Source organism: Cupriavidus sp. 21MJTG02-4, assembly GCF_057798975.1.
This window is the reverse complement of sequence record NZ_JBYOJP010000015.1, coordinates 113,709-137,347: the sequence shown is the minus strand read 5'-3', so window position 1 is coordinate 137,347 and position 23,639 is coordinate 113,709. Positions and strand designations below refer to the sequence as shown.

Genomic DNA, 23,639 nt, shown 5'->3' with positions numbered 1-23,639 from the left:
ACTCAGGCGGCAGCCCGCACCGGCGGCTGTGCACCAACACCCTGGCCGTTGAACACGAAGGTGTCCATGGCCAGCACGCCGTACGTCACTTCGTCCGCAACGCGCGCCACATCCGCGGGCGCTTGTGCCGTGCCGGCCTCGCGCGGGCCCAGCGCGGCCCCTAGCGCCACGTAGAACGGCAGCAAATGCTCGTCGGTCGGATGCGCGCGGCGCGCGTGCGGCGCCTGGGCACGGTAATCGGCGATGCGGCTGGTATCGCCGGTCGCCAGCGCCTCGTCGAGCGCGTCGAGCATCCAGTTGCGGAAGGCATCGACATACGGCTCCGTCGCGGGGCCGTGCTGGGCGCGCCGGCCGCCGCCGAATACTTCCTGCAGGTTGTGCGTGAAGCTGCCCGAGGCGAGCACCAGCACGCCTTCGTCGCGCAGCGGCGCCAGCGCGCGGCCGATCTCGATCTGCACGGCCGGCGACAGGTACGGGTTCAGCGCCAGTTGCACCACGGGGATGTCGGCATCGGGGACAAAGTGGCGCATCGGCATCCAGGCGCCATGGTCCAGCGGGCGCTCTTCGTCAAAGCCGACAAAGCCCGCGCCCGGAATGTGTGCGGCTTCGACCAGCGCCTTGACGCGCGCGGCCAACTGGGGCGAGCCCGGTGCGTCATAGCGCAGCGCATACAGCTCACGCGGAAACCCGCCGAAGTCGTGCCACGCCTCCTGCCGTTCACGCGTGCTGACCGCCAGCGTGCTGTAGATCCAGTGCGCCGAGATCACCAGCACCGCGCGCGGCCGCTGCGCGCGCAGGCTGGCGCCGAGCGTGTCGAAAATGGCCCCGGTCGGGCCCGGGTCGATCGCCAGCATGGGCGAACCGTGGGAGACGTAGATCGAGGGAAGCATGGCACTCACCTTCAAAGCATTTCGTGGATTGCACTTAGTTTGACAAAGAAGAGGCTGCCCGGCGGATCGCATTTGCGGACACTTCGTGCAAAAAACTTGAATGGAAGTGCCTCAGCCATCGTGGGGTGTCCCACACAGCGCATCGTCCCAGTGCCCCGGGGGCCGGGCAGAAGGCATACGATGCCTGCGAGGAGCCTGTTCCGGCTCATCCGGCGCGCGGCCCACGACGCACGCCGCCAGCCAGCACCCCGCCAGAGGGAGATCTTCGTGGTCCAGCGCAATCCGCGCCGCCACAGGCGGCCCGCACCCATTCCCGCCCCTTGGTGGCGGCCCGGCGCCTATGCCAGCGCGCCGGCTGTCGCGCTATGGATTGCCGCGCGGATGCCGGCCACCGTCCTGTATGCCGTCTTCGGCACGCCCGGCGCGTCCTACTGGATCAACCATGCCGGAGACACGGTATTCGTCGCCGGGTGGCTGGCCAGCGCCGCGCTGCTGTGGTTCACGCGCAAGCGCGCCGCGCTGCCGCCGCAGGCCGAGCCGGACCCGGCATCCAGTCCGCCACGCCGCCGCCCTGCGGGATAGCCGCGCAGCGTCCATGTGAAACCTTGCAACGGGTGATCTGAAAAGATTCGTGCAGGCGCACCAGACCTCATACAGCAGGCATCATCCCTAGCTAGAATGCTCCACCGGTGAGGCGCGCGCAGCACGGCGCCGGATTCGAAACCCTACCCGGCAACTCGAATGTCCGCATTCCAGCAAATTCGCAGGGTCGCGGCGGCCCTGCCGGCCTGCCTGGCCCTATCGGGTTCGCTCTCGCTGATGCCGGGGCAGGCATGGGCACAGGCGCAGGGTTCGAACGGCTTCCAGGTCATCGGCACCAATGTGCAGAAGCATGCCAACGGCGTGCTCACGCTGATGTCGTACTCGGTCGTGCCGGACCTGGCTTCCAGTTCCTTGTCGATCAACAACGCAGCTACCGAAAATCCCGGCGTCTTCATGTGGCAGCTCGGCGGCGGTTTCACCTGGAGCAAGTCGTTCCCGCTCTACCTGGAAGGGGCGATCGCCTACAGCCGCTACGACCCGACCTTCGTCGCCACCCGGGGCGCCGAATCCCGTCCGCTGCCGGTCAGGTGGAACACGTTTTCCGGGACCATCGGCGTCGGATGGGACTTCCCGCTGACCGAGAACAAGGAACTGGTGTTCCGGCCCATTTTCAACGCTTCGCTCGGCAACGTCTCCAGCGACCTCCGCGTGGGCGAACTCCTGATCGAGCGGAACACCGATGCCAGCATCAATTTCCTTGAGCACGGATCCCTGAACGCCTACGGCCTCGGCGGCTCCGTCATGCTCGACTGGGAGCACTACCGCGATACCCACGAGATCGACCTGGAACTGCGCTACACCAATATCCACCTGCAGAGCTTTGGCGGCTCATCCTCCGGCGTGACGGGCACGGCCACCGCGCAAACCGCCAACCTGTACGCCCGCTGGCGTGCGCCGACCGGCCTGCGCGCGCTGGACCGCCCCGTCCGCTACGTGCTGGAGCTGTCGCATTCGCACTACCTCGGCAGCCAGGCTGGCGTACTCGGCTTCAATTACCTGACCACGCTGGGCACCGGACTGGAACTCGACACCAGTGCCCATGAGGTCTTCGTGACCCGGATCCGGGCGGTGGTGCGGTATGTGTTCGGCAACAACGTATCGGGCGTATCGCTCGGGCTCGCGGCAAGCTTCTGAGCCCCATCGCGGCGAGCCGCATGTCCGATTCCGGCCTTCCGCAAACGGTCGGCCCGGTGCATGATCACCGGCTGATGCCGGCACCGCGCAAGCGGCCGCCAGATGACAAACCCCGGGCCATGGAAAGGCACGCATGACAAGCAAACAGGAAGCCGCCGCGGAACGCGTGCGCTGCGGCTGGTGCGGCACGCTGGAAGACTACTGCCACTACCACGACAACGAATGGGGCTATCCGGTCGACGATGATCGCCGGCTGTTCGAGAAGCTCTGCCTTGAGGGCTTCCAGGCCGGGCTGAGCTGGCTGACCATCCTGCGCAAGCGCGAGTCCTTCCGCAAGGCGTTCGCCAATTTCGACATCGAGAAGGTGGCCCGCTTTGGCGAGCGCGATATCCAGCGCCTGCTCGGCGATGCCGGCATCGTGCGCCACCGCGGCAAGATCGAAGCCGCCATCAACAATGCGCAGCGGGCGGCGGAACTGCTCGAAACGGAATCGTCGCTGGCGGCCTACTTCTGGCGCTACGAGCCCGACCCGGACAGCCGGCCCAAGGTGCTGACGCCGGAAGTCCTGCGCACCATGGCGACCTCGCCGGAATCTTCGGCGCTGTCCAGGGACCTGAAGCGGCGCGGCTGGCGCTTTGTCGGGCCGACCACGATGTACGCGCTGATGCAGGCGATGGGGCTCGTCAACGACCACCAGGACGGCTGCTGGGCCCGCGCCGAAGCACTGCGCGCGCGCAAGGCGTTCAAGGTGCCGCGTTGATCGACCCTGGACAGCGACCTGCCCGGCGCGTGTTCAGGGCAGGCTGATCGTCACCGCCGGGAAATCCCCCGCCGACACCTGCGCGGGCAGCGAGTAGACGCTTTCGAGGGTCTGCGGCGTCAGCGCCTGCGCCGGCACGTCGTGCGCTACCGTGCGGCCGTTTGAAAGCAGCAGCAGGCGGTCGCACCACCGCGCCGCAAGGTTGACGTCGTGCAGCACGACCAGCACCGCCAGCCCCTCCTCGCGGCTCAACGCCCGCACGGCCTGCAGCAGCAGGAGCTGGTGGCGCGGATCGAGGCTGGAAGTCGGCTCGTCGAGAAAGAGCGCGCGGTACTGGCCCGGCGCGCGCGCGGCAAGTACCTGCAAGAGCGCCCGTGCGAACTGCACGCGCTGCTGCTCGCCGCCTGACAAGTCCACGTAACGGCGCGCGCCGAGCGCGCCGGCATCGGCAAGCCGCAAGGCGCGCGCCATCAGCACGAACACTTCGACGGGGCTCAGCTCCGGAAACGGATAGGCGCCCATCGCCACGACTTCACGCACCGACAGGTCGAAGCTAAGCGTGGCGGACTGCGGCAACACCGCGCGGCGGCGCGCGAGCCACGCGGGCTTCCATTCGCGCAGCGGCCGGTGGTCGAGCGTGACGGTGCCGCCGCTCGCCTCCATCTCGCCGGCCAGTGTCGCCAGCAAGGTGGTCTTGCCAGCGCCGTTCGCGCCGAGCACGCCCAGCACTTCGCCGGCGTGCAGGTCCAGGTCGATGCCGTCGAGCACGCGGCGCGTGCCGCGGTCGCAGATCAGTCCACGGGAAGACAGCATCTCAGCCCCCCTTTCGCGACAGCATCCACAACAGGAACGGTCCGCCCACCAGGCTCGTGACAATGCCGATGGGCAGTTCGGCCGGAATGACCGCGACGCGAGCAAGCCAGTCGGCCAGCGTCAGCGCCATGGCTCCGCCGGCCAGCGCGTTCGGCAGCAGCCAGCGATGGTCGGCGCCCAATGGCAGCCGGATCAGGTGCGGCACCACCAGCCCGACAAAGCCGATGGTTCCCGTCACCGCCACCACCGGGCCCACCAGCAGCGCGGTCAGCACCACGAGGCGACGGCGCAGGCGCGCGAGGTCGAAGCCAAGATGCAGGGCCTCGCGCTCGCCCAGCAGCAGCGCGTTCAGCGCGCGCCAGTCGCGCACCAGCAGCGCGCCGAGCACAACAACCAGCGGCACCAGCCACGCGAGCATGTCCCAGGTCGCGCCGGCCAGGCTGCCGAGGTTCCAGAAGGTCAGGTTGCGCAGTTGCACGTCGCTGGCCTGGTAGGTGAAGAAGCCGACCACGCTGGCGCAGATCGCATTGATGGCCACGCCGGCCAGCAGCAGGTTGGCCATGCCGGCGCGCCGGCTGCCCAGCCGGTATGCGAGCGCGGTAGCAGCCAGGCTGCCGGCGAAGGCCGCCGGCGCAATCGCGACCAGCCCTTCGGCGCCCAGCACGATGGCCGCAACGGCCCCGGCCGCGCCCCCGAGGGAAATGCCGATCAGGCCCGGCTCCGCCAGCGGGTTGCGGAACAGCGCCTGCATTACCGCGCCGGACAACGCCAGCGCCGCACCGGCCGTCATCGCCAGCACGATGCGCGGCAGGCGCACCTCCAGCAGCACGCTGCGCCAGACCGCCGCCTCGCCATCGGCATCGGGAGACCACAAGACACGCGGGATCTGCGCGCGCGGGATCGGCATCGCGCCACTCGCGGCGGCACCAAGCGCGGTGATGGCCAGCAGCGCGCACAGCGCCACGAAGACGTGGGCTGGCGATGGCCGCCGCCAGCCGTGCAGGCGGAACATCAGGGAACGGACGGAACTCACGCGTGAACCTGTCGGATTGGGGGCGTCGGAGAAAAGCGGGGAACTCGGGCTCAGCGCGCCGGCGAACCCTTGGCGGCGAGGCCTGCCGAAAGCTGGCGCAGCGCCTCGGGCAAGCGCGGGCCGAAGCCAAGCAGCAGCAGGTCGTCCATCACTACCACGCGCCTGGCGCGCGCGGCCGGCGTCATGTTCAGGCCGCCTTGCGCCAGGAAAGCATCCAGGCCGCCGCTCGCGTTGACCGACAGCGTCGTGGTGATGATCACGTCCGGCCGCAGCGAGGCCGCCGCCTCCGACGAGAACGGCTTGTAGCCGCTCTGCGAAGCCAGCACGTTGTCGGCGCCGACGAGCCTGACCATGGCCGAGCCCGCGGTATCGCCGCCGGCCGCGAGCAGCTTGCCGGTATGGCTGCTCACCAACAGCACGCGCTGGCCGCGCCCGGCCGGATGGACGTCGCGCAGCTGCGCATGGATGCGCTCGACCAGCGCTTCGCCGCGCGGGGCGATATCGAGCGAGGCCGCCACCGCGCGAATGCGCTGGTCGAGCGCATCGAGCGTGGGGTCGGACGGCACCACCACGACTTTCGCGCCGAGCTTGCCCAGCTGCTCCAGCGCTTGCGGCGGGCCGCTCTGGTCCGAGGCCAGCACCAGGCTGGGCTTGAGGCTCGCCACGCCTTCGACCGAGAAGGCGCGGTAGTAGCCGACCCGCGGCAGCTTCAGCGCCGCGGGCGGATAGACGCTCGAAGAATCCGCGCCCACCAGGCTGGTGCCGGCATCGAGCGCATAGACGATCTCCGTAACGGGGCCGCCCAGGCCCACGACGCGTGCGGGCGCCGCCGCACCGGCCATGCCTGGCCGGGCCAGCGCCAGCACGGGCAACGCGCCCAGCAGCGTGCCCAGCGACTTCAGCGCTCGCCTTCTGCGCGGATGGTCCATGATTTTTCCTCCCCGAACCGTTAAGCCGCCAGCGGCTGCCCGCACAGCGATTGCAGCAACTGGCGCCATGCCGGCAGCTCCGGCTTGCCCGGCTTGCGATCGCCGAAGAACTGCACGATCAGCTCGCCATCCGCGCCATAAAGTTCGAGCGAGGTCACCCAGCCATCGCTGGTCGGCTTGTTGACGACCCACGACGACACCACGGCGTCGGTGTTCAGGTGCAGGTTGAAGGTTTCGTCGAGCACGTTGAACCACGGGCCGGTGCGCACCAGCTTGCTGACCGGGCCGGTGTGGATCTGCACGATGCCCGGGTTGGCCACGAAACACATGATCGGCAGCGCAGTGTCCGCGGCACGCATCAGCATGATTTCGACGGTATCGTTGGCAACCTTCTGTGCGAGGTCCTGGCCCACCGCGTTTAGCGCGCCAAGGCGCGACACCTTGAAATGGCGAAGCATGCCAAAGAAGTCGTGCGTGTCGGTGAGCCCGCGCCAGTGCGCGCGCAACGCGGTGGCGTCGCCGGGCGCATCGGCCTCTTCGGTCCGGGCCAGCGGCTCGGCCACGACCGGCGTCTGGCTGGCCGCGGCAAAGCGCGCCACCAGCGCATCCCACGCGGCACCGTCGCTCTGTTCGGTGCGATACACCTTGTGCACGGCCTCGCCGCGCTGGTCGAAGAACTGGAGGCTCTGGCGACCGTTCTCCGTCACGGCATAGAAGTACTTCCAGCTCGCGAAGAACATGCGCAGGTCGATATCCGGACCGAGCACGATGCCGACCGGGCCTCCTGCCTGGATGTCGAGGTAGGCACCGTGGCGCTCATGCACGGCCGAGTCATTGCGCGACAACGCCATGACGCGGCCCAGCGTGCCGAGTTCGCGGAACAGCGCCTGCGCGGGACCGGCCAGTTCCTGCGAAGTCACGCCGCATCCGGCGGCAACGAGCGCGGCTTCGGGCACGCCAAGGCGCAGCGCGCGTTCGCGGATGCGCAGCCTGGGCGAATCATGGACCAGTTGCTGGTGACGGGCGCGCAGAGTTTCGATGCTGTCGTGTTCCATGTGGATAAGTCTTGCGAATAACGTTCGTGAGAAGGCGGCGAGGGCTTGGGACCGCATCCCCGCAGGGCCGCGGCGCGTGGCCCGCGCCGCTGTGGTGCCGCGTCAGGGCTGCACGTCGAACTCGATGGTCCAGGTCTGCTTGCTGGACGGGCTCATCGGGTCCGCGTACGCGATCTGCGTCAGGTGGAAGCGGGCATAGGTATTGCCCTCGCCGCCGCGCAGCAGGCTGGCGCCGTCTGCATTGGCCTGGATCAGGTGACCCACGGAAGGCAGCCCGGCCGACGCGGCAGCGGTGGCAGTCGGGTAATACGTGTACCAGCCGAAGTTCATCGGGTCCGGGTAGCTGCCGGTCGGCTTAGGATTCAGCGACGACGCCGTGCTGTCCTTCACCCATGCGCTGGCGGCAGCAGGCACATCGAGGCTTGCCGAGGTCAGGTCGGACAAGGTCGCGGCCAGGTTCGACGAGTCCGTGAACTTGGCGGGCACCGGCTTCTGGTCGGCGTCGTAGAAGCCGGCCGGCGTCCTGCCGACATAGCCGGCGACCTTGCCGCTGCCGGATTCGCCGCCGTTGAGCTTGAAGTTGTAGCGGTTGAACGCGATGTGCCAGTTGCCCGAGGCGGTCGTCACGGCGCCGGCCTGGAGGTCGTAGTAGACCCAGTCGCTCGCCGCGCTGACCTGGGCGGTGCGCACGGTCTGGCTCACGTCGCTGCGGTCTACCCAGCGGAATGACGGATTGCCTGACGTGGTGCCACCCGGGCCGCCGTAGTAGCCCGTGACCTGCAGCGCGAAGACCGGCGAAACGGAGGTGCCGACCGGATCGGGCCTGGTGCTGTCGGTGGTGATCAGGATGGTGCGGAAGTTCGGGTACAGCAGGTGGTCGTTGGCACCGCCCACGCCGTACTCGAATACGGCCGAGGCGATATCGTTGGTGCCCGAGAACACGCCGCTGGCCGCATCCTTGAAGAACAGCGTGCCCGGAATGGCGCCACGCTTTGGATCGGTGGTGGCGTTCTGCCAGGTCTGCAGTTCGGCCCAGGTGTGGTCGAACGGGCCGCCGAACGCGCCACCCGCGCCGGTGCCGCTGGTGCCGCTGTTGGTCCACAGCGACGCGGTCATGCCGCTGCCCTTGACCTTCAGGTCCCAGGCATTGCCCGAGCAGTCGGCGACTTCGGCCTTCGCGTTGAAGTCATAGCAGATGGCGCTGCCGCTGGCGGGCATGGCGAAGGTCCACTTGGCGGACTGCGTGAAGCGATTGGTCGTGCCGCCGGTGTTGCCACCGTTTCCGCTATTGTCCGAACCGGAATTCCCGGAGTTGCCGGAATTGCCGGAATTGCCGGAGCTGCCGCTGGTGCCTGCGCTGGTGCCGGCGTCATCGCCGCCACCGCCGCAAGCGGCCAGTACCAGTGCTGTCGCGATGGCGACTAGCGTGGATATCGAGATGCGATTCATTGCAAGTTCCTCTCCTGTGATTTCCCTGTGTTCCCCGATGAATCAGAAGGCGCCGTCGGTGTTGAAGCGCGCGCCGAGATAGATGAAGCGGCCTGCCACGGGGCCGAAGTCGCTGGCATTGGAAAAATCGCGCTGGCGGTCGAACAGGTTGTTGACGCCAATAAACGCCGTCACGCCGCGGCCGATCTTCTGGTTCAGCACGAGATCGAGCGTGGACCAGCCGGGCGAGCGCGCGCCCGTGGTGGAATCCACCAGTTCGCTGCTCTGGAAGCGGCCACGCACGGAAAGGTCGGTGCGGGAGAACACGCGCCAGTCCAGCCCCAGGCGCGCCATGCTGCGCGGGCGGCGGGTGAGTTCGGTGCCGGTGTCGAGGTCTTCGGTATCGGTGTAGGTGTAGGCGGCGTTCAGGCCGAGCCGGCTGGTCGCCTGCCAGCGCACCGAGGTCTCGATGCCTTGCGTGCGGGCCCGCGCGACGTTGCGGTAGGTGTAGAGCGCCACACCGTTGACCACGGCGAAGTTGCTCATGTCGGTCTGGATCAGGTCCGTGACGCGGTTGTAGAACAGGTTGGTGTCCACCGTCACGCGGTCGCGCCAGCTCAGCGTGCCGCCCAGCTGGAAGCTGTTGGACGACTCCGGCTTCAGGTTCGGGTTGCCGAGCACCATGTAGCCGAGCGAGCTGTGATCGAACAGGAAATGGCGTTCCTTCAGGTTGGGCACGCGATAGCCCTGCCCGAAGTTGGCACGCGCCACGCCCTTCCAGTCTTCGCTCGCCAGCAGGTTCGCGCGCACGCCGAGCTTGGGCGCGAAATGGCTGCCGAAATCGGAATCGTGCTGGCCGCGCAGCCCGGCCACGATCTCCCAGGTATCGCTGAGGATGATGTCGTCCTGCACATAAAGCTCGCTGGCGGTGCGCGCCGCGTTGCCGAGCAATTCGGAGGTGCCGTTGGCCGTCTGGTTGAGGGTTTCGTGGTGGAAGTCGCCGCCGACCTGCCAGAGCTGGGACTTCCACGCCGGCAGGTCGAGCTGCAGCGAGACGTGGTCGGTGCGCATGGAAGCGTTGCGCGTGGCGGTCTGGAAGTTGTTCGAGTACTCGTGCGTGGTGCTGTCGTAGTCTTCGGTCACGCCGGCAAGACGCGCGGTCAGGCCATTGTCGAAGCGCCATTTTCCGCCGCCGGTGAAGCGGTTGCGCGAGATGTCCTCGGTCTTGCGCTGCGGCACGTAGAACGGCGGCGCGTAGTACTGGTAGCGCTGCTCGTCGTTCTCGCGATAGGCGCTGGCATCGATCCAGAAGTTGCCGGCGGCGGACGGCAGCCACTCGAGGCGGCCGGCATATTGCTCGCGGCGCACGGCATCGCCGTGGCGCGTCCAGCCATCGGGATCCACCGCAAAGCCCTTGTTGTCGAGCGCATCGGCGCTCACGCGCGCGCGCCAGGTTTCTCCACCGCCTTCGACCCGGACATTGCCGTGCAGCAGTCCGGGACTGCCATCGGCGTTCTGCGAGCCGTAGGAGCCCCCGTCGGCCGACACCGCCCCCGCGAACCCGCGGGCGATCGGGCGGGTGATGACGTTGATCACGCCGCCCATCGCCGAGCTGCCGTACTGGGCCGAACTCGCTCCCTTGACCACCTCGACACGATCGACTTCGGTCAGCAGGTACTGCGACACATCCACCGTCGAGCCGGTGCTGGCGCTGACCGGCAGGCCGTCGATCAGGATCAGCACCTGGTCGCTGGTCATGCCCTGCAGCGTGACTTCGTAGCCGGACTTGCCATGGATCTCCCGCAACTGGAGGCCGGGCACGTTTTCGAGCGCGTCCTTGAGCGTACGGGCATGGGTGCGCGCGATCTCCTTGCCGTCGACCACCTCGGTGCGCACCGGCGTTTCATCGAGTGTTTTCTCCGAGCGGGTGCCGGTGACCACGACGGTCGGCAGGGCATCCGCGTCGGCTGCCTCGGCCACGGCTGGTGCCAACCATGGGCAGAGCAATGCGATGGCGATAACGATATCGAGGGGCCGATGGTGGCGAGAGCAACGATTTGAGCGCACAACGGAGGTATACGTTTCGACGAGATGCAAATGATAATGGTTAACATTCTCATCTACAATAAGCTGTGGAGTTCACAATCGCCACGGCTTCTCGCGGTGCTGTGCGGCAAGCTTCAGGGAGCGACGCTTGGAAAGGCGGGGCGCGGTACGTATACGCCGCGATTAGGCAGCATCCGTAAACCTGATTCTTCGCTGCCAGGAATGACCTGACTGCTGTCTTTAATACTGTTTACGTATACGTAGATAGTAGTAGTAGGTAAACGTCGCGCCGGGGCGTGGATAACCCTGCTTTTCCCTTGTGGATCAAGGCGTTGCAATAAAGACAACCCTATGGAGCGATGGCCGGTGCACCGGGATATCCGGGACCATCCGTATACGTCGGCAAAAACGGCGCTCGTTTTGTCCGTATACGGCTCACAGCGCACCCCCAGGCGGGGCACAGCTTTCCCGCGCAGTTATCCCCAGGCCGGGGCGCAGATATCCACAGGGCGCTCAGTGCGGCGCTCGGGGCGCGGAGGTGTATACCGGATCGACATGGGTCATGACGTTCAGCACGCCGTGGCTGACCACGGTGCGCCGATGCGCTTCGGCGGCGATGGCATGGCCCTGGGCAACCGTGAGGTTGGCATCGATTTCCAGGTGCACGTCGACGAGTATCTGGTCGCCCATCTTGCGCGTGCGCAGGTCATGGACGCCCAGCACGCCCGGCGTTTCGAGGATGGTGTGCCGGATAGCCTCGACGGTTTCGGCATCGGCGGCGCGGTCCATCAGGTCATTGAGCGCATCCCAGCCGAACTTCGCGCCCATGCGCGCCACCATCAGGCCGACCACGACGGCGGCCACCGGATCGAGCACGTGGTAGCCGAGCAGGTTGCCGCCAATGCCCAGCGCCACCACCAGCGAGGACGCGGCATCCGAGCGCGCGTGCCAGGCATTGGCCACCAGCATGCCAGAGCGCACCCGCTTGGCCACGGCCAGCATGTAGCGGAACAGCAGTTCCTTGGACAGCAGCGCGACCGCGGCGACCCAGAGCGCGATCGGCTTGACCGCCTGGGCACCCTGCGGATGCTGGATCTTGCCGACCGCCGACCACAGCATGCCCAACCCGACCGCCAGCAGCAGGCAGCCCAGTACCAGCGAGGCGGCGGTTTCGTAGCGTCGGTGGCCGTACTGGTGATCGGAGTCCGGGTCCTTGCGGCCGTGGTGCCCGGCCAGCAGGACGACGAAGTCCGACACCAGGTCGGACAGCGAGTGCAGCGCGTCGGCAAGCAGCGCCTGCGAGCCCGCCCACAGCCCCGCCACGGCCTGGGCCAGGCTTAGGCCGATATTGACCGCGACACTGACCAGCGTGCTGCGCCGGCCGGCAAGGTAATCGGCGTGTGCGTCCGCTGCGCGGCGCACGGAAGGATCCTGAAGGGGCATGACGGTTCAGCGCTCCACCGCGGCGACCAGGTTGGCGCGCACGCGCTGCAGCAGGGTGATCAGTTGTTCTTGCTCTTGCGGCGTGAAGCCGCGCATGGCTTCGCCGGCGATCTCGTCGCCGACGCGCCGCGCCCGGTCCAGCGCCTTGCGGGCCTTGCCGGTCATCTGCACGAGACGCTCGCGGCGGTCGTCCGGGTTGGGCCGGCGCAGGATCCAGCCGCCCTCCTCCATGCGGTCGAGCAGCCGCCCCGCCGAAATCGGCGCCACCTCGAGAATGTCGGCCAGGCTGGCCTGGTTGATCTCGCCGTGGTGGGCCAGGTAGACGAGCGCGCGGCATTGCGCGCGCGTGAGGTCCAGCGTGGACTTCGCCAGGTCGTCGAAGCGCTTGCCGCACAGGCGGCCCACGTCGGTGACCAGGAAGCCAAGGCGTTTTTCCGATTCCGATTCCATCGCGCGACTATAGCCGAAGAACCATGACAGTGAACGGGCCGGCACACGGCCCGTGCGGAGCCAGCGCACAAGGCCTGACCGGCCATATAATAAGCACGCTTATCAATCGAACAGCCCCCATCGTCTCCCATGTCTTCCATTGCCCGGCAGGCCGGCGCCGACACGCCACTGAACCGGCCGATGATCACGGTATCGATCATGCTGGCCACGCTGATCCAGACGCTGGACAGCACCATCGCCAATGTCGCGCTGCCCCATATGCAGGGCGCGTTGTCGGCATCGCAGGACGAGATCACGTGGGTGCTGACCTCGTACATCGTGGCGGCGGCCATCGCCACGCCGCTGACCGGGTGGCTGTCGGACCGCCTGGGCGTGAAAAAGCTGCTGCTGGTCGCCATCGGCGGCTTCACCGTGGCCTCGGCCCTTTGCGGACTGGCCGACACGCTGCCGCAGATCGTGGCAGCGCGCCTGCTGCAGGGGATCTTCGGAGCGTCGCTGGTGCCGCTGTCGCAGTCCATCCTGCTCGACATCAACCCGCCCTCGCGGCAAGGCCAGGCCATGGCGATCTGGGGCATGGGCGTGATGGTCGGCCCGATCCTCGGCCCGACGCTGGGCGGCTGGCTGACCGACAGCTACAACTGGCGCTGGGTGTTTTTCATCAATGTGCCGATCGGCGCGTTCGCGATGTTCGGGGTCATGACCTTCCTGCCCGACCGGCCGCCGCGCCGCGAAGTCCGGTTCGACGCGTTCGGCTTTGCCACGCTGAGCCTGGCCATCGGCGCGTTGCAGGCCATGCTGGACCGCGGCGAGCAGCTCGACTGGTTCAGCTCGCTCGAAATCCGCATCGAGGCGATGCTGGCGCTCGTCAGCTTCGCCTACTTCGTCGTGCATACGGCCACCGCGGGTTCGAAGTCCTTCTTCCGCTATGAACTGCTGAAGGACCGCAACTTCGCCACCGGCACCTGCTTCATTTTCGTCATCGGCGCGGTCATGTACGCGACGCGCGCGCTGCTGCCGCCGATGCTGCAGGGCCTGATGCAGTATCCCGTGGCCACCACCGGCCTGGTCACCGCGCCAAGCGGCGCCGGCACCATGGTGGCGATGCTATTGGCGGGCCGCCTGCTGCGACGCATCGACGCGCGGCTGCTGCTCTTGTCGGGGTTCCTGATCTCGGCGTTTGCCCTGTGGCAGATGATGCACTACACCATTGTGCTGTCGATGTCCGATATCGTCTGGCCCGGCGTGATCCAGGGTTTCGGGCTTGGGCTGGTATTCGTGCCGCTCAGCGCGCTGACGTTTTCCACGTTGCGGCCGGATCTGCGTGCCGATGGCACCGCCACCTACAGCCTGGTGAGAAATATCGGCAGCAGCATCGGCATCTCGGTCATCCAGTCGCTGATGACGCGCAACACGCAGGTCGCGCACGCCGACCTGGCCGCGCATGTCAGCGTCTTCAACCCGAACCTGCAGTCGATGGTCGCGAACGGCTCGCGCACCGACCTGCTGGCGCTGAACCATGCCATCAACCAGCAGGCGTCGATGATCGCCTACCTCAACGATTTCAAGGTGATGTTCATCGCCACGCTGCTGGTCGTACCGCTGATCCTGCTGGTTCGCCCCGCCCGGCAGGTTCCGGCCGACGTGGCGCACGCGGCGATGGACTGACCGGCTGCCGATGCCTGCAAGAGACGAGACAGGTGTATGGAGACGTAACAGCGCTGGCGATCCTGCTGTGACGTACTACCGTACACATTGCGCCCCCGATGTCGACGTCCAAGGAGTTCGCATGGCAATCCGGTCGCTTGCTTCGCATAGCACATCACAATTGCGCCGCCTGATTGGCCAGATGCAGGCGGAGGTCGATGCGCTCGAGCATTTGTCCGCGCCGGACCCGGATATGCAAAGCCGGCTTGGCTATGCCACGGCACGCCTGCGTGACGGGATCGAGGCGGTGGAGGATGCGCTGCAGTCATTGCGGGCGCTGCAACAGGTACGGCCTTCGGCGCTGAAGGCGAGGCGGGGGCCGCGGGTGGCGTGAGGCACGGCGAAGGAAGCGGAAGGCAAAAAGCAAAAGGGCTCGGAACGAATTCCGAGCCCTTCTTGTATCTGGTGGACCGAAGGAGGATCGAACTCCCGACCTCTGCATTGCGAACGCAGCGCTCTCCCAGCTGAGCTATCGGCCCGTCGCGGATGATTGTAGCCTACTTCCGTTTGACGCTTCAATCGGTACCCGCCGGGTGACGACCCCGCACAACATCACGCCGCCATGCCCGGATTTCGCTCCATGCCGACCACGCGCGGCTGGTTGAGCGGGCGAGCGCTGACTTCCTTGCTGGCCCGCAGCCACTGGGCCATAACGTCCCAGATCGGCGCACCGCCGGTCTGGCGCGCCTCTTCGGCCACGGGCGCCCAGCCGGCCACCTTGTAGGTCTTGCCAGCGTCCAATGGCTGGCCGTTCAGGCGCATGTCGCTGATGCGTTTCCCCATGCCGGCGTTCGGATCGATGGTGTACTGCAACCCGCCCACGCGCACCATGTCGCCGCCCTGCTGGTAGTACGGATCCGGGTTGAACAGATTGTCGGCCACGTCTTCCAGGATGGTCTTGATGGTCTCGCCGCTCATGTCCGTTACCGTGGTGTACGGGTAGGTGATGGCGGTCTGGTCCATCAGGTGTTCCATGGTGATGGCCTCGCCCGGCAGCAGCGTGGTGCCCCAGCGGAAGCCCGGCGAGAACGCAATCTGCGCGCCCTGCACCTCCATCAGGCCGTCGAGGATCAGCTGGTCGAACGTGCCGTTGAAATTGCCGCGCCGGTACAGCAGGCCGCGGTTCACGGCAAGCACTTCGCCGAGCTTCTGTTCGTACGGGGCGCGGACCTTCCTGATCAGCGCGTCCATGGCCGGATCGGCCGGCAGGTAGTTGGCGAACACCGGCAGCAGGCGGTAGCGGAAATCCGTCACCCTGCCGTTCTTCACGTCGAAGTCCAGCACGCCGAGGAACTTGCCGTTGGAGCCCGCGTTGGTGACCAGCGTGGTGCCGCCCGCATTCTTCACCGGCACCGGCGCCGGCATGCCGTCATGCGTGTGGCCGCCCAGGATCGCGTCGAGCCCGCGCACGCGCGACGCCAGCTTCAGGTCGACGTCCATGCCGTTGTGCGACAGCAGCACGACCACCTGGGCACCCTTGCTGCGCGCGTCGTCGATGACCTGCTGCAGGTTCTCTTCCTGGATGCCGAAGGTCCAGTCCGGCACGAAGTAGCGCGGGTTGGCGATTGGCGTGTACGGGAAGGCCTGGCCGATGATGGCCACCGCCACCCCGTTGATGTCGCGCATCACGTATGGATCGAAGACCGGATCGCCGAAGTCGTTGGTCTTGATGTTCTGCGCCAGGAACGAGACCTTGTCCTTGAAGTCCTTCTCGACGATCTCCTTGACGCGGTCGGCGCCGAGCGTCATTTCCCAGTGCGGCGTCATGACATTGACGCCGAGCGCCAGCGCCGCGTCGACCATGTCCTGGCCCTTGGTCCACAGCGCGGTGGCGGAGCCTTGCCACGTATCGCCGCCATCTAGCAGCAGCGCGCCGGGCCGGCTGGCCTTCATGCGCTTGACCAGCGTGGCCAGATGGGCAAACCCGCCGACCTTGCCATAGCGCTGTGCGGCCTCGTTGAAGTCCAGGTAGGTGAACGCATGCGCCTGCGGCGTGCCGGGGCGAATGCCGTAGTGGCGCAGCAGCGCGTCGCCGACCAGGTGCGGCGGCTTGCCGGCATAGGCGCCGATGCCAAGGTTGACGTTGGGTTCGCGGAAGTACACCGGCCGCAGCTGCGCATGGCAGTCGGTGAAATGCAGCAGGTGGACATTGCCAAAGCGCGGCAGGTCATACATGGCCTCGGCGGACTTCGCCGCCTGGGCCGCGCTGGCAGGAAAGCTCATGCCACCGGCGCCGGCGATGGCCAGCACCTGCAGGAACTCGCGTCGGTTCATGTCGTCTCTTCCTGGAATCGGCGTGCCGGTTCGCGCCCCTGCAAGGCATGCGGGGCGTTCCGGCATCGTTTCAAGTTGGCCGAGCGCGGATCGGCGTCCGTGCGCGGCAAGGCAATGTTCAGGGCTTCGCGTACCGGTCGAGCGCCGCGACCTCGTCTTCGAGCATCTCGCCCACTTCCTTCTGCACCACGCGCCCGCGCGCGTCGATCACATACAGCTCCGGCAGGCCCTTGCGCGGGCTGATGGCGCTGCGCAATGCCGGCGAATCCATCGTGACCGGAAAGGTGTAGCCGCGCTTGCGCAGGTACTCGGCCGCCTCGCGCGGATCCTTGTCGATGCTGATGGTCAGCACTTGCAGCGGCGTGCCGCGCGTGCGCTCGTAGAGCTTCTGCAGGCGCGGGTTCTGCATGGCGCAGAACGGGCACCACGAGGCCCACACCTCGACGATCAGCGGCTTGCCGGCGAGCGATGCGGCGCTGACGGTGCGGCCATCGAGCGTCTGCACATCGGGCAGCCGCACGGTGTCGCCGATCTCCAGCGCGCCCGCGCTGCCGGCGCCTGCCACCAGGCCAACGGCCAGCAGCCACGCGATGAAGGCGGTGCGAGCGCGCAGCATGCCCGTGCCCTTACTGGTTGACCGGCGAAGCCGGGTCCAGCAGCAGCGCCATCACGTCGCGGATCTGCGTTTCGGTCAGGATGCCCTTGTGGCCGAAGCGCGGCATGTTGGAGCAGGCCGCATAGGCGCTGGAGTCCCAGATCTTGCCCCAGGTGTACTTGACCACGTCCTCGGAATTGCCGCGCAGCTTGCCGTACTGGTACAGCGACGGGCCGATATTGCCGAACGAGATCTCCGCCTTGGTCATCTGGTGGCAGGCATAGCAATTGCCGCCGTTGGTGCCCCCGACCTGGTCCGTGAACTGCATGCCACGGCCGTTCTGCGCAACCTTCTCGCCTTCCTTCCAGTCCCCGAGCCACTTGCCGTCGGCCGGATACCTGACCTGCTTCAGCTCCGCGGCTTCGATCTTCTTGGCCGTCGCCGCCGGCACCTTGGAGCGGTCCGGGTACTGGCTGCAGGCCTGCTGCATGGCGTCCTGGTTGAGCACGCCCTCGACCGTGGCCGGCCCCTTCGAAGTGAACGAGCCTTCGATCAGGTGCTTCATGTCGGCGCTGCTGACGGCGGCGACCTTTGCCTTCGCCGCCGGCTTGGTCCTGGCGCTGTCCTGCGCGCTCGCGCCGGTGCTCGCGGCCAGCGCCAGCGCGGCAGCCGCCCACACCCCGTGTTGCTTGGTGAATCGTTGCATGTCTGTCTCCCGTGCTGGTCAGCGCTTCATGGCGGGGCCATCGTAGGTGCCGCCGTTGGCGTTCCTGGCCAGGAACATGGTGAGGGCGGTGATCACGTCCGAGCCGTAGGCCGGCTCGGGAAAGCGCTGCTGGCGCAGGCAGTCGTACAGGCGGTGCTGCATGGTGCGTACCTCGCCCTGCGAGACACGGTAGGCCGGCCACGTCGTGTAGGCGGCCTGCGCGCCCTTCTCGGTCAGCAGGTTGGGCAGGTCCTGCAGGCGGATGCGCTGGCCGTCCACCGCGTGGCAGGTGGCGCAGGCAAAGTCATAGGCGCCGCCGCGGTAGAAGAACATCTTCTGGCCGAGCGCGTAGGTACGCTGCTCTTCCGGGTGGCTCAGCTGCACGTTCATCTTCACGCCGCGCGATTCGGCGGTCAGGTACGAAACCAGGCGCTCGATGTCCGACGGCTTGCCCGACGACGAGAACGGATTGGCCATCGCCTGTTCCTGGGTCAGGCCCTGCAGCGTCACGCGGCAATAAGCCAGGCGCTGCTCCAGGTCCATCACCTTGCCGGTGTCCTTGAAGTAGCGCGGCAGTTCGGCGTAGGCGCCCTTGGTCACGCCCGGGCCCTTGCCCAGGTCGCACTGTTCGAGCGAGACGTTCTTCGGGCCGGCGGGCTTTTTCCACAGCTCTTCGCCGGCGGCTTCCCACAGCTCGGCGGGATTGCCTTCGGCCAGCATCTGGCGGTACTTGGCGATTTCGTCGGCGGTGCTGCCCTGCGCGTGCACGGCGGCCGCCAGGGTCAGCGCAGTCGCACCGGCCGCGGCCAGCGCGGCGCCCGTGGCAAGGCGTCGGATCTTGGTCATTGGGGGCTTCTCCTCCCGGCCGCTCGTGCGCCGGGTCATTCTTCTGTTGCCGGGCCGTCCCTTGCCCGGGCCATCCTCAAGGCTTGATGTAGGCGTAGCCTTCGTCAAACTGCAGGCGGGCGATTTCCACCACGCCGGCCGGTACGATCTTCGACTCCATCAGCAGGCTCGACTCGGAGATCTTGCGTGCGTTCAGCGTATTGCGGCAGACGCGGAATTCCACGCCGGCCGAAGCCAGCGCGCCCACCGGGCCGTCAAACGTATTGCCGCGCGAATCCTTGGCGCCCTCCACCAGGAAATCGACGCCGTAGCCGAAGGCGACCACGACGAGCTTGGTGTCGGGCGCGCCGTTCAGGTGGTTGCGCAGGTTGCCCATCGCGCGCACCGCCTGGTCGATGCCTTCCGAAAGCTGGTACACCACCTTGACGCGCCCGCGCTTGCCTGCCGGCGCGGCCGGCGCCGTCTGCGCCGCCGCCCTGGCCGCCAGTCCGATGGCGGCCAGTGCCGCCGATGCCCGAATAAATGCTCGCCGCATGATTGTTCCCGAGGTCAGTTTCCGACCAGAACCATAGCAGACGACAGCCGCGCGCGCCGGGCCGCCTATGCGTCGCTGATCAGGCGATGGTCGCTTCGTCGGTGCGCTTGTCGCCGTGGTTGTCGACCCAGGTCACGGTGACCTTGTCGCCCTTGGCGCCGCCCTTGAACTTGAAGTTCAGGAACGGGTCCTTGGACACCGCCGGGCCGAACTGGGCGCGGAACACTTCCTTGCCCTTGCACTGGGCGATCACGGTCTGGATATGCCACGCCGGAATGGTCTTGCCGGCGCTGTCCTTGCGCTGGCCGGTTTCCATGTCGTGCTTCATCAGAATCTTGACGTCTGTCACGCCGCCGTTTTCGGTGGCGCGTACGCGCATCGGGTCTGCCATGGTTCTCTCCTGTTGCAGATGTTCGTGGTGTCGCGGGGCGCGGGGCTCAGCCGCCGCAGCCGCCCAAGGTGACCTTGATTTCCTTGGATGCCACGTACCACTTGCCGCCGGCCTTGACCGCGGCATGCACCACGGAGGTCTGGCCCATCTTCACGCGCGTGGAGACGAACGGTTCGGTGCCCGCCGGGATCACGAAATCCGCGGCCAGCGTGTTCGGGTTCTTCTCGACCAGGATGGCGATCTGCTCGGTATCCGGGATCGTGCTGGTCACGGCCACCGGCACCACGGCGCCGTTTTCGGCGATATCCGGGGCGTTGAAGGTGATGGCGGTGCTCTTTTCCGTGCCACTGCCGCCGAGGGCCTTGATGACATCGGCCACGCTCTTGCCGTCAAAAGCGGTCTTGTTCCACTCGGCTGCCTGCGCTTCGGTGATCAGGCCCGTTGCGGCCATCAGCGACAGGACAGCGGTGACCCGCAGTACTTCTCTTCGTTTGGAATTCATTGTGCTTTGCTCTCCGGCTACTCCGTTCCCAGTCGTGGTCGACCGCCAGGGCGGTGCTTGCTGCATGCGGCCGGTGCTTGGCCGGCCGCTGTGCTCTGTGTCCAGGCCCGCGCGGCGCATGCCGGCCGGCCTGTTGCATCGGTGCGCTGGCCCTTGCGGGCCGGTGCTTACTTGGCCGGCGCGCCAGCCAGGACCCACTCGACCACGGTCTTCGCCTCGGCGTCGCTCAGACCGGTGTTGGCGGGCATCGGCACAGGACCCCACACGCCCGAACCACCGGTCTTGACCTTCTTGACCAGGGTCGCAAGGGCGTTCTTGTCGCCCTTGTACTTGGCGGCCACGTCCTTGTAGGCGGGACCAACCAGCTTCTTGTCGACCTGGTGGCAACCCATGCAGGCGTTCTTGTTGGCAATCTCCTGTGCCTTGGCGGCATCGACCGCGTGGGCCGATGCGGCGGCGCCAAGCATCAGCGCTGCGATGACAAACTGCTTCATTATTAAGCTCCAAGCTTTGTATAGCCGTGGGGACGGCAAAGGCAACGCCACAACCGGACTGCGCTGCGGCGCAACACACGCTGGCCGCCGCCTGGGGGCACTCCAGCGGCCAGCCCGCTATTTTGCCTCAAGAATCCACCCCACCATGGCGCGGATGTCCGAATCGGGAATCTGAGGCTGCGGCGGCATCGGCACGCTGCCCCACGCGCCCTGCCCGCCCGCCTTGACCTTGCGCTCCAGCGCGGCGTGGGCATCACCCTGCCCGCGATATTTCCCGGCGATCTCCGAAAATGACGGTCCCACCACTTTGCGGTCGAGCGCATGGCAGGCCATGCATTGGTACTGGCCGGTCAGTCTGGCCCCAGGCGCCACTGGCGCCGCAGCAACCGGTACGGCTTGCGCGGAAGCCAGCGCCGCAACGCCGCGCGTCGGCCCGAACGCGCGCTGCTGCTGCGACAGGTCACCGTGCGAATCGCGCGCGTAGTCCGGCATGGCCGAGACTACCTTCACCGTCGCTTCGCAGTCCTTCATGCACGCCGTGTTGTGCGTATCCGGCCTTCCGCGCCCTGGCCACATGCCGTGGTCCGTGGTCGTGCCGTTGCGGTTCGGCATCTTGCGCTGCACCTCGGCGATGTTCGCGTCCGACAGCGTGAAGTCGGCCGGCACAATCTCGCCCAGATTGAGCAGGTACGCCGTGACGGCATAGACGTCGTCGGCGCTCAGGCTGCGCGGCGCATTCCACGGCATGGCGCGGTGGATGTAGTCCCATAGCGTGCTGACCGTGCTGACCTTCATCAGCGTGGTGCGGTACGGCTGGTTGCCGGTCATCGCCGCGACGCGGCCGCTGCGGATATCGTCGGCCGTGGTGCCGCCGACGATCGGCGAGAAGACTTCATTCGATTCGCCGAAATCGCCGTGGCACGACGCGCACTTGCCGTCCCAGATCTTCTGCCCCTGCGCCACCGTGCCGCTGCCCTTGGGCAGCCCCTTGAAATCGGGGCGTACGTCGATATCCCACGCCGCGACTTCGGCCGCGGTCGCGGTGCGGCCCAATGCCGCGCGTGCCGCGGCGGTGTCGGCCGTGCCCGCCCAGGCCGCCGAAGCCATGCAGCCGGTCGCCAGCGCCAGCGCGCGCGCCGTGTCAGCCCACGTGGACATTGGACACCTCCCCGCTCTGGGCCACCTGCCAGCTCTGGATGGCGTTGTTGTGATAGATCGAGCGCGTGCCGCGCACCGCGCGCAGCTGCGCCATCTTCGGCTGCACGTAGCCGGTCTCGTCGATCGCGCGGCTTTGCAGGATGGCCGGCCCGCCGTCCCAGTCCCAGTCGAGGTTGAAGCGCGTCAGGCACTTCGACAGCACCGGCGTTTCCAGCCGTGCCGTGCGCCAGTTGCGCCCGCCGTCGGTCGAGACATCCACGCGGCGCACGCGCCCGCGTCCGGACCACGCCAGCCCGCTGATGTTGTAGAAACCCTTGCCGACCATCTGCTGCCCGCCCGATGGCGAGGTGATGACCGACTTGCATTCCTGGATCGACGAATACTGGCGCAGCTTGCCGTCCGGCATCATGTCCACGTAATGGATGGTCTCGTCCTTGGCGTTCCAGGGCTGGTCGCCCAGTTCCAGCCGGCGCAGCCACTTCACCCACGACACGCCCTGCACGCCCGGCACCACCAGCCGCAGCGGGTAGCCGTTCTCGGGGCGCAGCATCTCGCCGTTCATGCCCCAGGCGACGATGATCTCGTCGGCCAGCTCCATCGGGATGGTGCGCGTCATGCCGGAGCCGTCGCCGCCCTCGGCCAGCAGGTACTTGCCGCGGCGCAGGTCCGCGCCGGCGTCGTCCAGCAGCACCTTGAGCGGCACGCCGGTGAATTCGCAGCACGACAGCATGCCGTGGGTGTACTGCACCGTCGGCACCGCCACGTTGCCCCACTCCATGCCGGTATTCGCGCCGCATTCGATGAAATGCATGCGCGACACCGACGGCAGGCGCATCAGGTCGTCCATCGTATAGACGCGCGGCGCCTTGACCAGTCCGTTGATCATCAGGAGGTGGCGGGCGGGGTCGATGTCCTGCCAGCCCTGGTGGTGCCGCTCGAAATGCAGGCCGCTGGGCGTGATGATGCCGAACAGCCCCTGCAGCGGCGCGAATGCGACCGAGGCCGCCGAGACGCGCGTCAGGCCCGGCGACTCGCGCCGCACGAGGTTCTTCTCATGGACCGAAGGCTGTCCGTATGGACGCGCCGCCACTGGCTGGCCCAGTGTCGTGGCCCACGGCTGTGGCTCCAGGATGGCGGGATCGCCATCGACGGCCAGCGCGCGCCGGCCCAGTCCGGCCGCGGCGAGGCCGGCGGCTGCGCCAAGGAAGCTCTTGCGCAGGAAGTCACGGCGCGGGCTGTCCAGGCCGTGCCGGTCGATGTCCTGCTGCAGCGTGGGGCTGACGAAGTGTTCGGGCGCTGGCACGATGCGCCCGCGCGGATTCCGTTCCTGCAATGCCGTCTCCTCCGGCGAGCTCGCTACGGCGGCGCGCCTGTTCTGATGCGGTCTGCAGGAAGAGCCAGGCTACTGCGCGGCCTTGCGCCGCCGGGCCGGTGGCGGTTCGGGCTGGGCCATGAAGCGGTCCACCGCGCCGGAGGCCAGGGCATTGTCCTCCAGCCGGCTGGCCACCTGCACGCAGACCGTGCGGCACAGCTCCACCACGCTTTCGTCCGCAATGGCGTAGTACACCAGGTTCGCCTCCTTGCGGCGCGACAGCACGCCCGAGCGGTACATCGCGTTGAGATGCCGCGACACGTTGGTCTGGGACGAACCCACCGTCTCCACCACCGTGTTCACCGGCTTCTCGCCGTCGCACAGGGCGTGCAGGATCTTCAGCCGCGTAGGCTCCGCCAGCAGGCTGAAATAACCCGACACCTTTTCGAACACGCGATCCAGCTCTTCCATGGCTTCCAATATATTCGTATATGCGTGATTGCGCATATAGTGTTTACCCATTGATGCGGAACAGCAT

At 67.2% G+C, this 23,639-nt stretch carries 25 protein-coding genes and 1 tRNA gene; 5 read left to right on the top strand and 21 right to left on the bottom strand.

The genetic code is table 11. From position 1 onward, the window contains the following. Window positions 1-2: 2 nt before the first annotated feature. A complete protein-coding gene (locus AC3FKH_RS26015) occupies window positions 3-890 on the bottom strand; it encodes a DODA-type extradiol aromatic ring-opening family dioxygenase (RefSeq protein ID WP_488678600.1) in 888 nt (295 codons plus the stop codon). A gap of 180 nt (window positions 891-1,070) precedes the next feature. Between AC3FKH_RS26015 and AC3FKH_RS26010 the strand changes: the two genes are divergently transcribed. From AC3FKH_RS26010 to AC3FKH_RS26000, 3 genes are all read left to right on the top strand, one after another. After that, complete coding sequence (locus AC3FKH_RS26010; protein ID WP_488678599.1) at window positions 1,071-1,472, top strand: hypothetical protein; 402 nt, start codon at window positions 1,071-1,073, stop codon at window positions 1,470-1,472. 159 nt (window positions 1,473-1,631) lie between these two features. Continuing rightward, a complete protein-coding gene (locus AC3FKH_RS26005; protein WP_488678598.1) occupies window positions 1,632-2,627 on the top strand; it encodes a hypothetical protein in 996 nt (331 codons plus the stop codon). 133 nt (window positions 2,628-2,760) lie between these two features. Beyond that, the gene (locus AC3FKH_RS26000) at window positions 2,761-3,387 is read left to right on the top strand and encodes a DNA-3-methyladenine glycosylase I (RefSeq protein ID WP_488678597.1); all 627 of its coding nucleotides are present in this window, start codon (window positions 2,761-2,763) and stop codon (window positions 3,385-3,387) included. Between the two features lie 33 nt (window positions 3,388-3,420). On the opposite strand, the gene AC3FKH_RS25995 is transcribed toward AC3FKH_RS26000, so the two are convergent. The 8 genes from AC3FKH_RS25995 to AC3FKH_RS25960 all read right to left on the bottom strand — a co-directional run bounded on the left by AC3FKH_RS25995 (window position 3,421) and on the right by AC3FKH_RS25960 (window position 12,584). After that, window positions 3,421-4,200: a heme ABC transporter ATP-binding protein gene (locus AC3FKH_RS25995; RefSeq protein WP_488678596.1), complete on the bottom strand. Its 780-nt coding sequence runs from the start codon at window positions 4,198-4,200 to the stop codon at window positions 3,421-3,423. A gap of 1 nt (window position 4,201) precedes the next feature. Continuing rightward, complete coding sequence (locus AC3FKH_RS25990) at window positions 4,202-5,149, bottom strand: FecCD family ABC transporter permease (protein ID WP_488678643.1); 948 nt, start codon at window positions 5,147-5,149, stop codon at window positions 4,202-4,204. Between the two features lie 134 nt (window positions 5,150-5,283). Further along, window positions 5,284-6,075, bottom strand: coding sequence for a heme/hemin ABC transporter substrate-binding protein (locus tag AC3FKH_RS25985; RefSeq protein WP_488678642.1), 792 nt, complete (start codon window positions 6,073-6,075; stop codon window positions 5,284-5,286). A gap of 107 nt (window positions 6,076-6,182) precedes the next feature. Next, entirely contained in the window at window positions 6,183-7,217 is a 1,035-nt protein-coding gene (locus AC3FKH_RS25980) for a hemin-degrading factor (protein ID WP_488678595.1), read from the bottom strand. A 102-nt stretch (window positions 7,218-7,319) separates the two neighbouring features. Beyond that, window positions 7,320-8,666 (bottom strand): HmuY family protein, encoded by a 1,347-nt coding sequence (locus AC3FKH_RS25975; protein WP_488678593.1) that lies wholly within the window; start codon window positions 8,664-8,666, stop codon window positions 7,320-7,322. A 42-nt stretch (window positions 8,667-8,708) separates the two neighbouring features. After that, window positions 8,709-10,625 (bottom strand): TonB-dependent receptor plug domain-containing protein, encoded by a 1,917-nt coding sequence (locus AC3FKH_RS25970; protein WP_488678592.1) that lies wholly within the window; start codon window positions 10,623-10,625, stop codon window positions 8,709-8,711. A gap of 579 nt (window positions 10,626-11,204) precedes the next feature. Further along, window positions 11,205-12,134, bottom strand: coding sequence for a cation diffusion facilitator family transporter (locus AC3FKH_RS25965; protein ID WP_488678591.1), 930 nt, complete (start codon window positions 12,132-12,134; stop codon window positions 11,205-11,207). A 6-nt stretch (window positions 12,135-12,140) separates the two neighbouring features. Next, window positions 12,141-12,584 carry a MarR family winged helix-turn-helix transcriptional regulator gene (locus AC3FKH_RS25960; RefSeq protein ID WP_488678590.1) on the bottom strand — a complete coding sequence of 148 codons (444 nt, stop codon included), beginning with the start codon at window positions 12,582-12,584 and terminating at the stop codon, window positions 12,141-12,143. A 129-nt stretch (window positions 12,585-12,713) separates the two neighbouring features. Between AC3FKH_RS25960 and AC3FKH_RS25955 the strand changes: the two genes are divergently transcribed. Further along, on the top strand, window positions 12,714-14,249 hold the full coding sequence (locus AC3FKH_RS25955) for a DHA2 family efflux MFS transporter permease subunit (RefSeq protein WP_488678589.1): 1,536 nt from the start codon (window positions 12,714-12,716) through the stop codon (window positions 14,247-14,249). Between the two features lie 160 nt (window positions 14,250-14,409). Continuing rightward, a complete protein-coding gene (locus AC3FKH_RS25950; protein WP_488678588.1) occupies window positions 14,410-14,622 on the top strand; it encodes a hypothetical protein in 213 nt (70 codons plus the stop codon). 69 nt (window positions 14,623-14,691) lie between these two features. Here AC3FKH_RS25950 and AC3FKH_RS25945 read toward each other — a convergent pair. The 12 genes from AC3FKH_RS25945 to AC3FKH_RS25890 all read right to left on the bottom strand — a co-directional run bounded on the left by AC3FKH_RS25945 (window position 14,692) and on the right by AC3FKH_RS25890 (window position 23,608). Further along, window positions 14,692-14,767: transfer RNA gene (locus AC3FKH_RS25945), tRNA-Ala, on the bottom strand. Between the two features lie 73 nt (window positions 14,768-14,840). Beyond that, window positions 14,841-16,562: a thiosulfohydrolase SoxB gene (gene soxB, locus AC3FKH_RS25940; protein WP_488678587.1), complete on the bottom strand. Its 1,722-nt coding sequence runs from the start codon at window positions 16,560-16,562 to the stop codon at window positions 14,841-14,843. 118 nt (window positions 16,563-16,680) lie between these two features. Then, window positions 16,681-17,178, bottom strand: coding sequence for a TlpA family protein disulfide reductase (locus tag AC3FKH_RS25935; protein WP_488678586.1), 498 nt, complete (start codon window positions 17,176-17,178; stop codon window positions 16,681-16,683). Window positions 17,179-17,188: 10 nt separating this feature from the next. Then, window positions 17,189-17,863 (bottom strand): sulfur oxidation c-type cytochrome SoxX, encoded by a 675-nt coding sequence (soxX, locus tag AC3FKH_RS25930; RefSeq protein ID WP_488678585.1) that lies wholly within the window; start codon window positions 17,861-17,863, stop codon window positions 17,189-17,191. Window positions 17,864-17,881: 18 nt separating this feature from the next. Beyond that, complete coding sequence (soxA, locus tag AC3FKH_RS25925; protein ID WP_488678583.1) at window positions 17,882-18,709, bottom strand: sulfur oxidation c-type cytochrome SoxA; 828 nt, start codon at window positions 18,707-18,709, stop codon at window positions 17,882-17,884. Between the two features lie 76 nt (window positions 18,710-18,785). Further along, window positions 18,786-19,244, bottom strand: coding sequence for a DsrE family protein (locus tag AC3FKH_RS25920; protein ID WP_488678582.1), 459 nt, complete (start codon window positions 19,242-19,244; stop codon window positions 18,786-18,788). A gap of 79 nt (window positions 19,245-19,323) precedes the next feature. Further along, entirely contained in the window at window positions 19,324-19,635 is a 312-nt protein-coding gene (gene soxZ, locus AC3FKH_RS25915; protein ID WP_488678581.1) for a thiosulfate oxidation carrier complex protein SoxZ, read from the bottom strand. Window positions 19,636-19,681: 46 nt separating this feature from the next. After that, on the bottom strand, window positions 19,682-20,137 hold the full coding sequence (gene soxY / locus AC3FKH_RS25910) for a thiosulfate oxidation carrier protein SoxY (RefSeq protein ID WP_011299383.1): 456 nt from the start codon (window positions 20,135-20,137) through the stop codon (window positions 19,682-19,684). 167 nt (window positions 20,138-20,304) lie between these two features. Beyond that, complete coding sequence (locus AC3FKH_RS25905; RefSeq protein WP_483709731.1) at window positions 20,305-20,631, bottom strand: c-type cytochrome; 327 nt, start codon at window positions 20,629-20,631, stop codon at window positions 20,305-20,307. A gap of 117 nt (window positions 20,632-20,748) precedes the next feature. Next, on the bottom strand, window positions 20,749-21,789 hold the full coding sequence (locus tag AC3FKH_RS25900; protein ID WP_488678580.1) for a c-type cytochrome: 1,041 nt from the start codon (window positions 21,787-21,789) through the stop codon (window positions 20,749-20,751). Further along, complete coding sequence (soxC, locus tag AC3FKH_RS25895) at window positions 21,773-23,122, bottom strand: sulfite dehydrogenase (RefSeq protein WP_488678579.1); 1,350 nt, start codon at window positions 23,120-23,122, stop codon at window positions 21,773-21,775. Before soxC ends, AC3FKH_RS25900 begins: the two co-directional genes overlap by 17 nt. A gap of 69 nt (window positions 23,123-23,191) precedes the next feature. Then, on the bottom strand, window positions 23,192-23,608 hold the full coding sequence (locus AC3FKH_RS25890) for an ArsR/SmtB family transcription factor (protein ID WP_483730655.1): 417 nt from the start codon (window positions 23,606-23,608) through the stop codon (window positions 23,192-23,194). Window positions 23,609-23,639 lie beyond the last annotated feature (31 nt).

Coding starts and splice junctions, on each gene's coding strand:
- AC3FKH_RS26015 (WP_488678600.1), bottom strand. CDS start 890: ATGCTTCCCTCGATCTACGTCTCCCACGGTTCGCCCATGCTGGCGATC.
- AC3FKH_RS26010 (WP_488678599.1), top strand. CDS start 1,071: ATGCCTGCGAGGAGCCTGTTCCGGCTCATCCGGCGCGCGGCCCACGAC.
- AC3FKH_RS26005 (WP_488678598.1), top strand. CDS start 1,632: ATGTCCGCATTCCAGCAAATTCGCAGGGTCGCGGCGGCCCTGCCGGCC.
- AC3FKH_RS26000 (WP_488678597.1), top strand. CDS start 2,761: ATGACAAGCAAACAGGAAGCCGCCGCGGAACGCGTGCGCTGCGGCTGG.
- AC3FKH_RS25995 (WP_488678596.1), bottom strand. CDS start 4,200: ATGCTGTCTTCCCGTGGACTGATCTGCGACCGCGGCACGCGCCGCGTG.
- AC3FKH_RS25985 (WP_488678642.1), bottom strand. CDS start 6,075: ATGGCCGGTGCGGCGGCGCCCGCACGCGTCGTGGGCCTGGGCGGCCCC.
- AC3FKH_RS25980 (WP_488678595.1), bottom strand. CDS start 7,217: ATGGAACACGACAGCATCGAAACTCTGCGCGCCCGTCACCAGCAACTG.
- AC3FKH_RS25975 (WP_488678593.1), bottom strand. CDS start 8,666: ATGAATCGCATCTCGATATCCACGCTAGTCGCCATCGCGACAGCACTG.
- AC3FKH_RS25965 (WP_488678591.1), bottom strand. CDS start 12,134: ATGCCCCTTCAGGATCCTTCCGTGCGCCGCGCAGCGGACGCACACGCC.
- AC3FKH_RS25960 (WP_488678590.1), bottom strand. CDS start 12,584: ATGGAATCGGAATCGGAAAAACGCCTTGGCTTCCTGGTCACCGACGTG.
- AC3FKH_RS25955 (WP_488678589.1), top strand. CDS start 12,714: ATGTCTTCCATTGCCCGGCAGGCCGGCGCCGACACGCCACTGAACCGG.
- soxB (WP_488678587.1), bottom strand. CDS start 16,562: ATGAACCGACGCGAGTTCCTGCAGGTGCTGGCCATCGCCGGCGCCGGT.
- AC3FKH_RS25935 (WP_488678586.1), bottom strand. CDS start 17,178: ATGCTGCGCGCTCGCACCGCCTTCATCGCGTGGCTGCTGGCCGTTGGC.
- soxX (WP_488678585.1), bottom strand. CDS start 17,863: ATGCAACGATTCACCAAGCAACACGGGGTGTGGGCGGCTGCCGCGCTG.
- soxA (WP_488678583.1), bottom strand. CDS start 18,709: ATGACCAAGATCCGACGCCTTGCCACGGGCGCCGCGCTGGCCGCGGCC.
- AC3FKH_RS25920 (WP_488678582.1), bottom strand. CDS start 19,244: ATGCGGCGAGCATTTATTCGGGCATCGGCGGCACTGGCCGCCATCGGA.
- soxZ (WP_488678581.1), bottom strand. CDS start 19,635: ATGGCAGACCCGATGCGCGTACGCGCCACCGAAAACGGCGGCGTGACA.
- soxY (WP_011299383.1), bottom strand. CDS start 20,137: ATGAATTCCAAACGAAGAGAAGTACTGCGGGTCACCGCTGTCCTGTCG.
- AC3FKH_RS25905 (WP_483709731.1), bottom strand. CDS start 20,631: ATGAAGCAGTTTGTCATCGCAGCGCTGATGCTTGGCGCCGCCGCATCG.
- AC3FKH_RS25900 (WP_488678580.1), bottom strand. CDS start 21,789: ATGTCCACGTGGGCTGACACGGCGCGCGCGCTGGCGCTGGCGACCGGC.
- AC3FKH_RS25890 (WP_483730655.1), bottom strand. CDS start 23,608: ATGCGCAATCACGCATATACGAATATATTGGAAGCCATGGAAGAGCTG.